General features: G+C 48.3%; 14 protein-coding genes. All 14 read right to left on the bottom strand.

Going from position 1 to position 13,912, the window contains the following annotated elements; genetic code table 11:
• Positions 1–12: 12 nt before the first annotated feature.
• Positions 13–1,350 carry a TRZ/ATZ family hydrolase gene (locus ASG24_RS00715; RefSeq protein WP_055866692.1) on the bottom strand — a complete coding sequence of 446 codons (1,338 nt, stop codon included), beginning with the start codon at positions 1,348–1,350 and terminating at the stop codon, positions 13–15.
• Positions 1,351–1,452: 102 nt separating this feature from the next.
• Positions 1,453–2,559 (bottom strand): OmpA family protein, encoded by a 1,107-nt coding sequence (locus ASG24_RS00720; protein ID WP_055866695.1) that lies wholly within the window; start codon positions 2,557–2,559, stop codon positions 1,453–1,455.
• 117 nt (positions 2,560–2,676) lie between these two features.
• On the bottom strand, positions 2,677–3,411 hold the full coding sequence (locus tag ASG24_RS00725) for a (5-formylfuran-3-yl)methyl phosphate synthase (RefSeq protein ID WP_235562268.1): 735 nt from the start codon (positions 3,409–3,411) through the stop codon (positions 2,677–2,679).
• The gene (locus ASG24_RS00730; protein WP_055866697.1) at positions 3,411–3,983 is read right to left on the bottom strand and encodes a DUF447 domain-containing protein; all 573 of its coding nucleotides are present in this window, start codon (positions 3,981–3,983) and stop codon (positions 3,411–3,413) included. The genes ASG24_RS00725 and ASG24_RS00730 overlap by 1 nt, the downstream gene beginning before the upstream one ends.
• A 3-nt stretch (positions 3,984–3,986) precedes the next feature.
• A complete protein-coding gene (locus ASG24_RS00735; protein WP_055866700.1) occupies positions 3,987–5,423 on the bottom strand; it encodes a DUF6513 domain-containing protein in 1,437 nt (478 codons plus the stop codon).
• Positions 5,424–5,428: 5 nt separating this feature from the next.
• Positions 5,429–6,016: a flavoprotein gene (locus ASG24_RS00740; protein ID WP_055866703.1), complete on the bottom strand. Its 588-nt coding sequence runs from the start codon at positions 6,014–6,016 to the stop codon at positions 5,429–5,431.
• A gap of 16 nt (positions 6,017–6,032) precedes the next feature.
• Complete coding sequence (locus tag ASG24_RS00745) at positions 6,033–7,367, bottom strand: adenylosuccinate synthase (protein WP_055866705.1); 1,335 nt, start codon at positions 7,365–7,367, stop codon at positions 6,033–6,035.
• 54 nt (positions 7,368–7,421) lie between these two features.
• Positions 7,422–8,576: an ATP phosphoribosyltransferase regulatory subunit gene (locus ASG24_RS00750; protein ID WP_055866707.1), complete on the bottom strand. Its 1,155-nt coding sequence runs from the start codon at positions 8,574–8,576 to the stop codon at positions 7,422–7,424.
• A 129-nt stretch (positions 8,577–8,705) separates the two neighbouring features.
• Positions 8,706–8,885, bottom strand: coding sequence for a DUF2065 domain-containing protein (locus ASG24_RS00755; protein WP_055825293.1), 180 nt, complete (start codon positions 8,883–8,885; stop codon positions 8,706–8,708).
• Between the two features lie 24 nt (positions 8,886–8,909).
• Positions 8,910–9,779, bottom strand: coding sequence for a protease modulator HflC (gene hflC / locus ASG24_RS00760; RefSeq protein ID WP_055866709.1), 870 nt, complete (start codon positions 9,777–9,779; stop codon positions 8,910–8,912).
• Between the two features lie 22 nt (positions 9,780–9,801).
• Complete coding sequence (hflK, locus tag ASG24_RS00765; RefSeq protein WP_055866712.1) at positions 9,802–10,992, bottom strand: FtsH protease activity modulator HflK; 1,191 nt, start codon at positions 10,990–10,992, stop codon at positions 9,802–9,804.
• 26 nt (positions 10,993–11,018) lie between these two features.
• Positions 11,019–12,146 carry a GTPase HflX gene (gene hflX / locus ASG24_RS00770; RefSeq protein WP_055866716.1) on the bottom strand — a complete coding sequence of 376 codons (1,128 nt, stop codon included), beginning with the start codon at positions 12,144–12,146 and terminating at the stop codon, positions 11,019–11,021.
• 3 nt (positions 12,147–12,149) lie between these two features.
• Complete coding sequence (gene hfq / locus ASG24_RS00775; protein ID WP_055825305.1) at positions 12,150–12,392, bottom strand: RNA chaperone Hfq; 243 nt, start codon at positions 12,390–12,392, stop codon at positions 12,150–12,152.
• Positions 12,393–12,505: 113 nt separating this feature from the next.
• On the bottom strand, positions 12,506–13,912 hold the full coding sequence (gene gltX, locus ASG24_RS00780) for a glutamate--tRNA ligase (RefSeq protein WP_055866717.1): 1,407 nt from the start codon (positions 13,910–13,912) through the stop codon (positions 12,506–12,508).

A 13,912-nucleotide genomic window follows, 5' to 3' on the forward strand; every position in this document is an offset into this window, starting at 1 on the left:
CTCTTCATTTATTCAAGACTGGGATGACTGTATTTTTAATTGCCATTGCAAAGCAATAGACCTTAATTCTTCGGTGTCTATGTCCGCAAAGACGGCTTGGCCTTCTTCTGTGCGTTGATAACGCAATTGGCCATCTACCCATGTGTGCGTAACCTGTTCCCTTCCGGCGACATATACCAGATGCGAAATCGGGTCATAACACGGTAAACTGTTTAAATCATCCAGCCTGACTGCAATCAGGTCAGCCTGTTTGCCCGGTTCGATGCTGCCTATCTTATCCTGTAAACCCAATGCCTGTGCACCGTTGATCGTCGCCATTTCCAGGGCTGTATAAGCAGGGACCGATTCAGCATTGTCATCAGCGACTTTAGCCAACAGCGCTGCAGTACGCATTTCCTGCCATAAATCCAGTCGGTTATTACTTGCCGCACCATCGGTGCCCAAGCCTACATTTAATCCTGCGCGTAAGGCAGCGGCGACAGGTGCAATGCCGCTGGCCAATTTCAAATTGGAACAGGGACAATGTGCAATATGCGTGCCCTGTGTAGCAAGCATCTCCAATTCGGCTGGCTCGAGGTGTACGCCATGCGCACATACGGTGCTGGGGCCAAGAATCCCTAGCGCTTTTAATCTTTCTATAGGTCTCACCCCGAATTCATCCAGGCTTTGCTGGATTTCGGCGCGGGTTTCGTGCAAATGGGTGTGGATACCCATGTTCAATTGCTCCGCAAGGGTACTGATTTGCTCGAAAGTTTGATCGCTTACGGTATAAGGTGCATGTGGCGCAAATGAAAAACTGATGCCTGCATCAGATTTAAACTGATCCCGTACTTCAGTGCCTAAGCGAATATATTCATTCGCGTTATTCGCATAATTGGTAGGAAACTCCATAATGACCAATCCAATATGCGCACGCATACCCAGTCGTTTTACAGCCTCGATTGTGGCCTGGGGAAAGAAATACATGTCATTGAAAGTAGTAATTCCACCGCTCAGCATTTCAGCACCTGCCAATAGACTGCCATCATGCACAAAAGGCTTTGAAACCCATTGACGTTCAGCAGGCCAGATATGGTCATTTAACCATGGCATCAATGCATAATCATCGGCATAGCCTTTAAGCAGATTCATGCTGCTATGCGCGTGCAAATTAATCAGGCCAGGAAGCAGTGCATGCTGGGAGCAGTCAATGGTTTCCCAATCAATCGCCCATTCCGGAATCTCATTTTTAGGAACCACTGCTTGGATAACACCAGCATCGACAATCACTACATGCTGTTCCAGCGTGGTCTTTTTTCCATCCATGGGAATTATCCAGCGTGGTTTGATAATAAATTGAGAGTCACTCATGCTTGAATTATAACCGAGGCTAGTCTGCACTGTGCCTGCTCAAAACTACAGACGTAAAAAAAGCCACGCATTGCGTGGCTTTTTAGTAAAACTAGCTGCTAATTATTGGCAACCAAGTTGTTTCGTACCTTCAGCACGAATTTCAACACGACGGTTAGGTTGCAAGCAAGAAATCAATTTCTTGGATACTTTTTTACCTTCGCACTGTACTACTGGCTCAGATTTACCTTTACCTTCGGCAGTGATCATACCACCATCAATACCTTGAGCAATCAGGTAATCAGACACTTGCTTAGCACGACGCTCAGACAGTTTCTGGTTGTAAGCATCAGTACCGATACGGTCAGTGTGACCTGTTACGATAACAGCAGTAATTTCTGGGTTAGCCTTGATTTTAGCTGCAGTTTCTTCAAGAACTTTACGGCCTTCTTCACGCAGGTTAGCTTTGTCGAAGCCGAACAGTTTTTCAGCACTTACAGTCACTACTTCGTTTTGCGGTTTGCACATCGGAGCAGGTGCTGGCGCTGGTGCCGGAGCAGGTGCTGGCTCAGCCGCTGCTACAGGTGCCGGTGCTGGCTCTGGTGTTGGCTCTTCAACAACTGGAGCTGGCGCGCCGAAACGGAAGATACCGCCCAGGTTTACCAATGTATTACCGATAGTATCTGTTTCTGAACCAGAAGCTACACCATTGCTAACTGCAACTCTTGCACGACTCCATTGGTGACGTACATCTGCCTGGATACCAAATTTGTCATTGAACAGATATTGCGCGCCCAAACCAACGTTTGCCATCCATGATGTTTTTTTACCATCAACATCAAAGCCAGGTACTGTGTAATCCACATCGTTACGCGCTGCGCCAATACCTGCTAACAGGAATGGGCGGAATTTTTCGCGGCTGAATACATATAAAGCATCCAGGCCCAAAGCTGTTTGCTTGTATTTACCACTTGCACCAGCAATACCAGTATCTTCGTCAGCACGGTTGTAGCCCAAACGACCCTGGATATCCCAGTGTTCGCTAACTTCTTTACCAATTGACAAGAAACCACCACGGCCATTGTCAGCTTCAAGATCGTTGTCAGTGTTCATATAAGTCGCACCTGGTACAACATACCATGCACCACGGTACATATCTTCAGCTTGTGCAACTTGCGATGCCAGTACAAATGCAGACGCAATTGCCAAGCTTAAAAAATTCTTTTTCATTCATCGACTCCTTTATTATTTGGCTTAACTCGCCACATCTTTAGAAAGACTTACAAGTCAGACTATACGCAAACCTACTTCCTGACGCAACCCTCAATAGCACTAGGACTCAAGTATTTATTGGGTTTGAGGCAATAAACAACAAATTTCAGACAATTTTGTTGTTAGCTGCTGTACTTTTTCCGTGATCAACGGCTGCCCCCTCTGCTGGTTCATGCACAAACCACTTCTGAAGCCGAGGTAATCCGGTGATAAATCTGCCAGCTGATCGAACTGTTCCAAGCTCAAACCACCAGCCAGCCCGACATATAAATTCAATGATTTTGCCGAATACACGAAAGAATTCAGCATATCCAGATTAATCAATGTCGTTAAAGACTTTGATTTTTGAATGGTGTCTACCATGACTCCCCAATATCCTGCTTTAGCAAGTTCTGACAAAGTATCTTTGATGGTGCTTTGGTCAAGAATAGTTGCCGGTGACAACACTGCAATCAACTTGATATGCTTGAATAGGAAAGTGTTGATAACATCGTGATAACTTGGATTAGCCCAGATAGCCTCAGGTAACTTGATCACATCGATACCTATAGTCAACCGAGACTGAATTAATTCCTGCAAGAGCGTAGCGGACGAGCAATCATCACCAACCGTCGCACTGACTGTAATGCCAGTGTCGGGCTTGCGCTTCCGGTGAACATTCACAATATCTACAATTGATTGAGATAACTGCAGATCGAGTGCAGCCAGCGCGCCGTGTGAGGTATCTTTGAGATCAATCAACCGGACATCTGCTGACAAAGCGGTTTGCGCTTCTGGCACTGAACTAACACTAACCAACACTTGCATCATCAAGCCTGCTGCAAGCCGCTCTGGCGCGCTATATGGTTATTAATCGTATCCACCAGCCACTGCCAGGCTTCAAGCTCACGCTCACCGGCAGTTTTATCGATAGCAATTTGCAGATATTGCATTTCCTGGTTAATTTTTTCGATAGGCAACATATGTAAACGGCTTACAAGTACCGCCAATTCAATCACCGCCGCCTGGGCACGGTTGAATCCCATAAATGGCCCATGCAAGGCGCTTTCCACAACAGTCATGGTCAATCTGGGGCGCACTTCATCTTCCTCCATCTCATCCAGCTTGAGGACGTGATGCGTCAGGCAATCCTGCAGACGCACACAACCGGGCGCAATCTCCTGCGTGGCAAACGGTGATTTTTTTGCAATGGCAGCGGCAAATATGCGCACATCATCCGTCAGGTTTAATACGGCATGACGGGTATCAAGGATGTTTTGCAACGTCGCAGAGGGCTTATAGGGTGAGATAACTACTTTGCCATTACTCCATTGCACACCGAATGGCGCAATATGCACTTCACCCTGGGCAGAACATGTAGTCACTATCGTTTCGTAAATCATTGGCTATTCCGGATCTGACGCTGATTTAGGTTCAGCGCGTGTGTTTTCCAATCTCTCTTTAATAGAGGCTTCGCGATGCGCAATTTTGGCCTGCTTGTTTTGCTGAATGGAAGCCACCCCCCACTCCAACATTTCATCCTGCACATAACGTTTTTTCAATTGCCATGCGATTTGCGCGCGGGCCAGCTCTACGCCCAGGTAATATGCATGGGGTGCATCATTTTGCACATTCAGCCCAGCATAAAAGCTGAAAGGGTCGGTGCCATGCTGGATACCGTCACGATTGTAAACGTGTACGCCCTCTTCACTCACCATAATCCTGAAGCTAGGATCTTTGATCTGGCTAGCCAGATCCATGATTTCTTCAGTGGAATATGGAAATGGTTTGCGATCATGCAGCCCTAATAAGCCACTTGAATACCCGCGCGGCAAACGCTTATCCTGACTTGCCCGATACATGACACGCCTGGCGATATCCGCTTCTGCAATCGCTTCAGAAGCATGCGGGCTCACTGAAGTTGCCAGCACGGCATTAATATTTAATTCGCTGATTACACCAAACAAAAGTGCATTGACACCGGTGGTATCAGCATCAGTCAATTCGGTCAGGTTACCAACACCCATCATGATCTCGATATCCGGATAACGCTTGCGCAATTTATGGTAACGGACAATAGAGTCTGTCAGGCCAAAATGAATCGGGTCAAGAATCGGGTCGGCGATAAAACGCCGCCCACGCTTAAGGCAGTGTTTAATTGCCCGGGTCAGGCTGGCAGTATTTGCCGGTCTGGTGGGGATCAGGACAGGCGTCGCAGCGACTTCATCGGCTATCCATAAATTCTTCTCATGCAGGCTAAGTAAGTAGTCGGCGCCTGCTTTGCCGGCAGCCAGTAAATCCTCATCGCGCATAGAATCAACGCTGACCTGGAACCCTTCAGCTTTCAGCGCGCTGATGGATGCCGGCATGTGTTCAAATGATTTCCCAGGCAAGCAACCAAGGTCAATCACATCCGCACCCTGTTGCCGGAAATGTTCAGCTTTGGCGACAATCTGTTCGACACTTAAATCAGGCGCATCGACGATCTCAGCAAAAATCGTCACGCTATGGCGAGTCAAGTCTGGCGCTTTGCCTTTTTGTCCAAAATATTGAGGTAAGTCTTTCAAGTCTTTAGGTCCACGTTCCACCGGTACGCCCCATTGCGCGACTAATGGTTCAAGGTCTCCCTGGCATAAGCCTGGCAAAATTACCTTGTCTATATTTTCCACTTTAGGCACCCGACGCGCAATCAATGATGGAGTCATCAGTGCGGCTACCGATACGCCTATATGTTTCACTTCATATTCAAATGGAGATTGTTTTTTATCCGCCAGGATAGACTCTATTACCTGGTGCAGACTATGTTCTGCCAGTTTTCCGGTGAGGAACAGCAGTTTAGCCATCAGGTCTACTCAGCCCGGTGATCAGCTACCTGTACACCTGCGTGCAAATGTAAATCATGGTGCGTTGCCAGGCGTTGCATGATGGTGGATTGCAAATCAGCCATGTCTTCCACTACGGCAGTATCAGCGAATTTCTTCAGTTTAGCCACATTTTCCAGGTCTATCTGGCGTGGGTAGACTTTAACGACATTATCTCGTGGCGCTTCAGATTCGAGTTCCGGCGCCGTATCGCAGGCGAACACAATACTAGGCACTCGGGTCTTGCCTGCCTGGGCAAATAAGTTTGTGACCAGGCTATCTGAAAAGCCATAAGCCATTTTCGCAATGGTGTTGGAGGTCGCCGGAGAAATCACCAGCGTGTGATAAACGCCTTCATAAAAGCGCTCAACCGGGATACTGCTGGCGGTTTTATCCTGATACACCTTATGGCCAGCCGCATCCAGTTGCGCCTGGAAACCATATTGCTTGATAATTTCAGCAGCAGCGCGACTCAGGTAGATATCTACATCCTGCAAGGTCTGCAAAATATCCAGGGACTCCCGCAGGTAATGGCCGGAGCCGGTAATTGCCCAAGCCAATCGTTGTGCGCGCATCGCTAAAATCCCTTAATCAGGCAAAAGGATGTTGCAAAACGATGGTTTCATCGCGCTCTGGGCCGGTTGAAACAATTGCGATAGGCACACCGCATAACGCTTCAAGCCGTTTCAGGTAATGCTGGGCATTTTTCGGCAAGCCTTCCCAGGTTTTAACGCCAAAAGTAGTTTCAGTCCAGCCCGGTACCGTTTCGTAAATCGGCACACAACCTGCTACATCATCTGCACCGACCGGCAACATGTCAACCACTTTGCCATCCAGTGTGTATCCGGTACAGATATCCAGTGACTCAATCCCATCCAGTACATCTAGTTTGGTGATGCATAAACCAGTCAAGCCATTGATACGGGCAGAACGACGCAGTGCTGCGGCATCAAACCAGCCACAACGACGTTTACGACGTGTCACCGTGCCAATCTCTTGTCCAACGGTAGACATCTGGTAACCGGGTACACCTTCGGTTTCGATATCCAGTTCGCTCGGGAAAGGACCTCCACCAACGCGGGTGGTATAAGCCTTGGTGATGCCCAATACATAATGCAACATATTGGCGCCAACGCCGGTACCGGCTGAAGCCTGACCAGCGATACAGTTGCTGGAGGTGACATACGGATAAGTACCATGATCGATATCCAGCAACGTGCCTTGCGCACCTTCAAATAACAGATGCTCGCCGCGTGCATTCGCTTCATACAAAGCGGCAGAAACATCAGCTACCATCGGTTTTAACACGGATGCATGCTGCATACTGGCATCGTATTGCTGCTGGAAATCCACGGCAGCTGCACCCAGATACTGGGTTAACACAAAGTTATGGTAATCCATCACTTCCCGCAGCTTCTCTGCAAAGCGTTCAGGGTGGAACAAGTCATACACACGTAACGCACGGCGTGCGACTTTATCTTCATAGGCAGGGCCTATGCCTTTGCCTGTGGTACCGATTTTCTTATCGGTGCTGCGCTTGGCTTCGCGCGCAAGATCCACCGCTACGTGGTGGGACAAAATTAACGGGCAACCAGGGCTGACTTTCAGGCGGCTTTTAACATCTAACCCGCCCTGCTCCAACGTGGCAATCTCGTGCAATAAATGTGTAGTGTCCAGCACCACGCCATTACCGATATAACAATTAACACCCTCACGCACAATGCCGGAAGGTACCAGGTTGAGTTTGTACACTTTTTGCGCATCACCCTGGCCGACGACCAAAGTATGACCCGCATTATGACCACCCTGGAAACGCACCACACCTTGTGCGTGATCGGTCAGCCAGTCAACAATTTTACCCTTACCTTCGTCGCCCCACTGGGTACCAATAACAACGACGTTTTTTGCTTGCCTTGATTGTGTCATGTTCAATAATTATCTTGTCAAAAACGAAAATGGGTTGCCAATTTAAAAACAGTTTTAAATCGCAACTACCTGCCAGCGACCATCTACTTTTTCCAAAGTACGGTCACATGCCAATTCAGAGTAATCCAGCAGCGCATCCGGCAAAGCCTCAACCACGATCTGGCCTTGCGCACGCAGGGTTTCAACGACTGTTGCCAGTTCGCCATCACTGGATGCAGGCGCAAGAATACCTTTGTTTAAAGTAGCCGGACCCAATGCCTGCAAAGCTCCACGCAAATCCAGGCTAAAGCCAGTTGCGGGACGCGCACGGCCAAAAGCAGCGCCGACTTCGTCGTAGCGTCCGCCCAGGGCAATCGGGCCGGCATATTCTTTAGCATAAGCAGCAAACACCATTCCATTGTGGTAGTGATAGCCACGCAATTCGCTCAGGTCTATGGTGACTGTCACTTCATCATTGCTTAATGCAGCAGCGACGGTAGCCATTTCATGCAAGGCCTGTTCAATTTCAGGAGAGTCCGGCAAGACATCCCTCGCCTGCTCAAGTACTTCTATACCGCCGCTTAACTGGGTCAAAGCCACAAAAGCTTTGCGTGACTTTTCGGATAGATTTGTAATTAATTCTTTTACGCGGGAGACGTCTTTGGCTTGTAATGCGATTTGTAATTCACGCTCTTGCTGAGTCCCCAGCTGCGCCATATGTGACAAGCTGGCAAAAATAGCCACGTGACTGAGATCAACAAACAGGGTACGCATGCCTAGCAACTGTAATGCTTTTACCATCAACCGCTGCACTTCGATATCGCTTTCAATACCGGCATGGCCGTAGATTTCTGCGCCCAGTTGCAACGGTTCACGCGTACGTGCAAGACCATCCGGCTTGGTACGCAAAACGGTACCGGCATAACACAGGCGGGAAACCCCTTGATGGTTCAGCATATGTGCATCAATGCGGGCAGCTTGCGGCGTGGTATCCGCGCGCAAACCCATCAGGCGACCGGTGAGTTGGTCCACTACTTTAAAAGTAGCGATATCCAGATCATGCCCTGTGCCAGTTAATAACGACTCCACATATTCCATCATCGGGGGCATCACATACTGATAGCCATGAACACGGAATAAATCCAATACTTGACGACGGTAGGATTCAAGACGCGCAGCTTCAGCTGGTAACACGTCTTCAATATATTCTGGAAGTAACCAATTATGCATCCCATTATTATACCTGCAAACCCCTGCCTAAGACATGGCTTTAGTAATGGAAATGGCTTGTAATCACGAGAGGCGAATATAAAAAAGGCACGCTGATTAAGCGTGCCTTCATATATTTCAAGTCTGCGATCAGCGATTAAGCCATAAAATCAGTAGCCCAACTAACGCTGAAATAAATCCGATAAAACGAATCTGTCCGTCTCTCAGTTGCAGCAGCTTCTCAAAGGTTTGCCGCCATGCCTGGGTAAATATTAATGGCATTAAACCCTCAATCAACAATACACCACCAATCAGCCACCACCACTTCATACAATGATTTTGCAGATAGACTGATTATTTTTTACCGGAATTACGCATGTATTTAAAGAAGTCTGAACTCTGGTCGATCACCATTACGTCAGATTTACTTTTGAAGCTGTTTTTGTAAGCTTCCTGGCTACGGTAAAACGCATAAAACTCAGGGTTTTTGCCATATGCCTGCGCATAAACCTCAGCCGCTTTGGCATCGCCCTCGCCTTTTACTTTTTGTGCCTCACGGTAGGCTTCTGCAATAATGACTTCACGCTGTCTGTCTGCATCAGCACGGATTTTCTCGGCTGCCGCAGAACCTTGCGAACGCAATTCGTTAGCCACAGATTTACGCTCGGCTTCCATACGCTGGTAGACAGACTCGCTGACTTCTTTAGTCAGGTCAACCCGGCGCAAACGCACATCCAGAATCTGGATGCCCATCTGGCGGCTTTCCTTGTCAGCGCGTTCACGCAGAATATTCATGATCGTGGCACGTTCGCCAGAAACTACGTCGTGGATATTACGTTTACCAATTTCAGCACGTAAACCATCGTTGACCATTTGCGAAATACGACGCTCAGCCTGTACTTCTTCACCTCGCACAGAAACATAGTATTTTGCCGGATCAATAATGCGCCACTTGATGAAAGAATCCACCAGCACGTTTTTCTTCTCGCTGGTAATAAAGCGGTCTGGCTCTTCCCAGTTCAGGGTGAGGATACGTTTATCGTAATAACGTATATTTTCCACCATCGGCATCTTGAAGTAGAGGCCAGGCTCCTTTTTGACCGATACGATTTCACCCAAACGGAACACCAAGGCAAACTCACGCTGATCTACGGTATACGCTGATGAGGTAATTACTACCAGCAATACAAATACCCCGATTAACACACTTCCAATATTTCTCATGTTCTTTTTCCTTCAGGGCAAACTAGCGATATTCACGATCACGGCTACGCATGGCATCGCGCGTGCGATCCAGAACACCGGCATCAGATGATTGTGAGGATTCTTGCGCCGGCTTTTCAGCTGCTGGTACAGCGTTACTACCGCCCCCGGCCCCGCTTGCGCCCATCAATTTATCCAATGGCAAATAAAGCAGGCTATTGCCGCCTTTTTGGTCCACCAAAACTTTGCTGGTATTGGCCAGGATATGTTCTTGCGCATCGATATACAAACGTTGACGCGTCACTTCCGGCGCCTTGTTGTACTGGGTCAAAATCTGCTCAAAGCGGTCGGCATTACCTTTGGCTTCATTTTCTACACGTAATTTATAACCAGAAGCTTCTTCAGACAAACGTGCTGCCGTTCCTCGCGCTTTAGGGATGACATCATTGGCGTAAGCCTGACCTTCATTCTTTTGGCGCTCAAGGTCTTGCTTGGCTTTCACTGCATCATCAAACGCAGCCTGTACCTGCTCGGGTGGCTGCGCATTTTGCATGGTGACATTCACCACGTGCACGCCGGATTTGTACCTATCCAGCATTTCCTGCATCAGCTTTTTCGCTTTGGCGGCAACTTCGTCACGGCCTTCATATAGGACGAAATCCATTTTGCTTTTACCGGCGATCTCGCGAATAGCTGTCTCGGCAATGCCGCGTACGCTTTCTTCAGTCGAACGATTGCTAAACTGGAAATCCTCTACAGATTTGAGGTTGTATTGAACGGCCACCTGCAGGTCAATAATGTTTTCATCATCGGTCAGCATCAAAGACTCGCGCGGCTCTTTACTACGGCCAGACTCACCTTCAAATGAACGATAGCCCAACTCAATGGTGCGCACTTGCTCGAGGTTTACATTTTCAACCGTTTCAATCGGGAAAGGCAGATGCCAGCGCGGCCCAGGCGTAGTCGTTTCTACATGTTTGCCAAAGCGCAACACTACACCGCGTGAACCCTGATCCACAATGTAAAAGCCTGAACCCAGCCAAATTAACGCCACCAAACCTAAAATCGGTGCAATTGGCAAAGGCTGTGGCGCAGGTGAGTTACTCTTAGGGCCACCCTGTCCGCCCTTACCACCGAACATACGATTCAGCTTTTGATTCAAATCTTTGAAAACCTCGTCCAGATCGGGCGGGCCCTCGTTATTCTTATTCCAAAAGCCTGGAAACTTTCTCATTCTCTACTCCGTGTTTTATTTTCCGGTTAAACGTAAGCACGCTCTTCCGTGCTCAGTTTCTTCAGATGTTGCTGATGTTCCAGCAATGCCTGACGTAAATCCTCGATACCAGTACCATCCATGGCTGAGACGCGTACTGTCCTGATATTACCATACTCGTCGCGGTCGATTCCCGGTGACATACCCATGCGATCAATCTGGTTCAGCACTACAATTTGCGTCACTTGCGAGGCACCAATCTCGTTCAGGACGATATTCACTTGCTCGATTTGTGTGTCGCGATTAGGGCTGGCGACGTCCACAATATGCAGCAATAAATCTGCCTGTGAAGCTTCTTCAAGCGTGGCACCAAAGGCTTCGATCAGCGTGGTGGGTAAATGTTTGATGAAACCAACCGTGTCAGAAAGCACGACGGGATATCCTTCCGGCAAATGCATTTTGCGCGAAGTCGTGTCCAGTGTTGCAAATAGCTGGTCTGCTGCGTAAACACCAGAATGTGTCAGCCGATTGAACAAGGTGGATTTACCGGCGTTGGTGTAGCCAACCAGTGAAACCGTCATCAGGTTGGAACGCTTACGCGCACGACGCTGCATGCCACGCTGCTGTTTGAGTTTTTCTAGCCTTTCACGCAACTGTTTGACACGCACCCGCAACATGCGCCTGTCCAGCTCAAGCTGCGTTTCACCAGGGCCGCCACGTACACCGATACCGCCCTTTTGACGCTCAAGGTGGGTCCAGCCACGTACAAGCCTGGTCGATAAATGCTCTAACTGCGCCAGTTCGACCTGTAACTTACCTTCATGCGATTGCGCACGCTGGGCGAAAATATCAAGAATCAGTCCGGTACGGTCAACCACACGGGCTTCCAGAAACTTTTCAAGGTTGCGTTGTTGCGATGGGCTGAGGTCGTGATTAAACGCAGCCACCTTACTTTCGTATGTGGCCATTAATGCTTTGAGTTCATCCGCTTTGCCCGACCCGATAAAAAACTTAGGGTCTGGCGACTGTCGTTTGCCTTCAAGCGTAGCAGAAATATTTAATCCGGCAGTACCGGCAAGGTGGCGGAGCTCTTGTAAACTTTCTTCGTAATCAGCATCACCAAAGTTGACACTGACCAGAACGACAGCATCTCCGCCGCTAGGTCTATCAAACATGCATTAAGATTCTTGTGCGGGCTCGTGTGACCCCAGGCTAACTGGACGGGCTGGTACGATGGTAGAGATAGCGTGCTTGTATACCATCTGGGTAACCGTGTTTTTCAGCAAAATAACATACTGATCAAACGAATCAACCTGGCCTTGTAATTTAATACCGTTTACGAGATAAATAGACACTTGTACGTGCTCTTTTCTTAAAGCATTCAGAAAAGGGTCCTGCAGCATTTGGCCTTTATTATTCATCGAGTTGCTCCTTCTTTGTTTTAATCATATATTGGAGTTTTTATTATGTAGAACACCAATCCCTATCAGGGACTATGATTGTACCAATTTGTTCCAATTTCAATGCTTCTGCTTTATTTTTTTGGGAATAAAGCGCGAATGCGTTGTAAACAGGTTTCTTTGCCTAGAATCGACATCACCTGATCAATACTCGGCGACTGTGCAATCCCGATTAAAGCCACCCGCAATGGCATGGCCAATTTGGGGAATTTAATCTGCTGCTCAGTGACGACCTGATTCAGGCCATCGTGTAATTTATCGGCAGTCCAGGCGGAATCTTTAACCTTTTCCAGAAAACTTTCAATGTAAGCAGCTGTTTCAGGCTGGATATGCTTGCTTGCATCCGCATCATTGATCGCTGGCATTTGGTAAAAGAAGAAGATCTCCTGTGCCAACTGATTCAGGTTATTCGTTCGTTCACGGTATAAATTCAGTACTGCCATTAAATCTGGCGATTGAGTCTCGCTGACCCCCAACTTAGTCAACCGTGGCTTCACTTCAGCAGCAATCTGTTCCAACGGTAAAGTTTTAATGTAATGCGCATTTAACCAGTTAAGTTTTTCGGTATTAAATTGCGCGGCGGATGGCGTGATATGGTCGAGATCAAACCACTGGCAAAACTGTGCCATATCAAATACTTCATCGTCGCCATGTGACCAGCCCAAACGAGCAAGGTAATTCAATACTGCTTCGCGCAAATAACCATCTTCATGGTATTGCATCACGCTGACGGCACCATGGCGTTTTGAGAGTTTTTGACCGTCATCGCCCAGAATCATGGACAAATGGGCATACTGTGGAACCTGCGCACCCAATGCCTGCAACATATTGATCTGGCGTGGAGTGTTATTCACGTGATCATCGCCACGGATGACCTGCGTCACGCCCATTTCCCAGTCATCGACTACCACACAAAAATTGTAAGTAGGCGTACCGTCGCCCCTGGCAATAATCAGGTCATCCAGTTCAGCATTAGCGATCTCTATGCGACCTTTGACCAAATCATCCCAGGCGACCACACCCTCTTGCGGGTTTTTAAAACGCACGACTGGCGGCACATCTTTTGGCGGCTCAGGCAACACTTTGCCTGGTTCAGGACGCCAGCGGCCATCGTAACGCGGCTTCAAGCCCTGCTGCATCTGGCTTTCACGCAGGGCATCCAGCTCCTCTTTGCTGCTGTAACAATAATAAGCCTGGCCAGCATCCAGCATTTTCTGAATCATGGCCTTGTATGTATCCATGCGTTGCATCTGGTAGTAAGGGCCTTCATCATGATCCAGCTGCAGCCAGGCCATGCCATCCAGAATCGCTTGCACAGCTTCAGGTGTAGAGCGCGCAACATCCGTATCTTCGATCCGCAGGATAAACTGGCCGCCATGGCGTTTGGCATAGGCCCAGGAAAATAATGCGGTACGTGCACCACCAATATGCAGGTAGCCGGTTGGGCTGGGTGCGAAACGGGTTTTAACAGCTTGTTGCAT

It is taken from the genome of Methylophilus sp. Leaf414, assembly GCF_001425425.1.
Lineage (GTDB): Bacteria > Pseudomonadota > Gammaproteobacteria > Burkholderiales > Methylophilaceae > Methylophilus.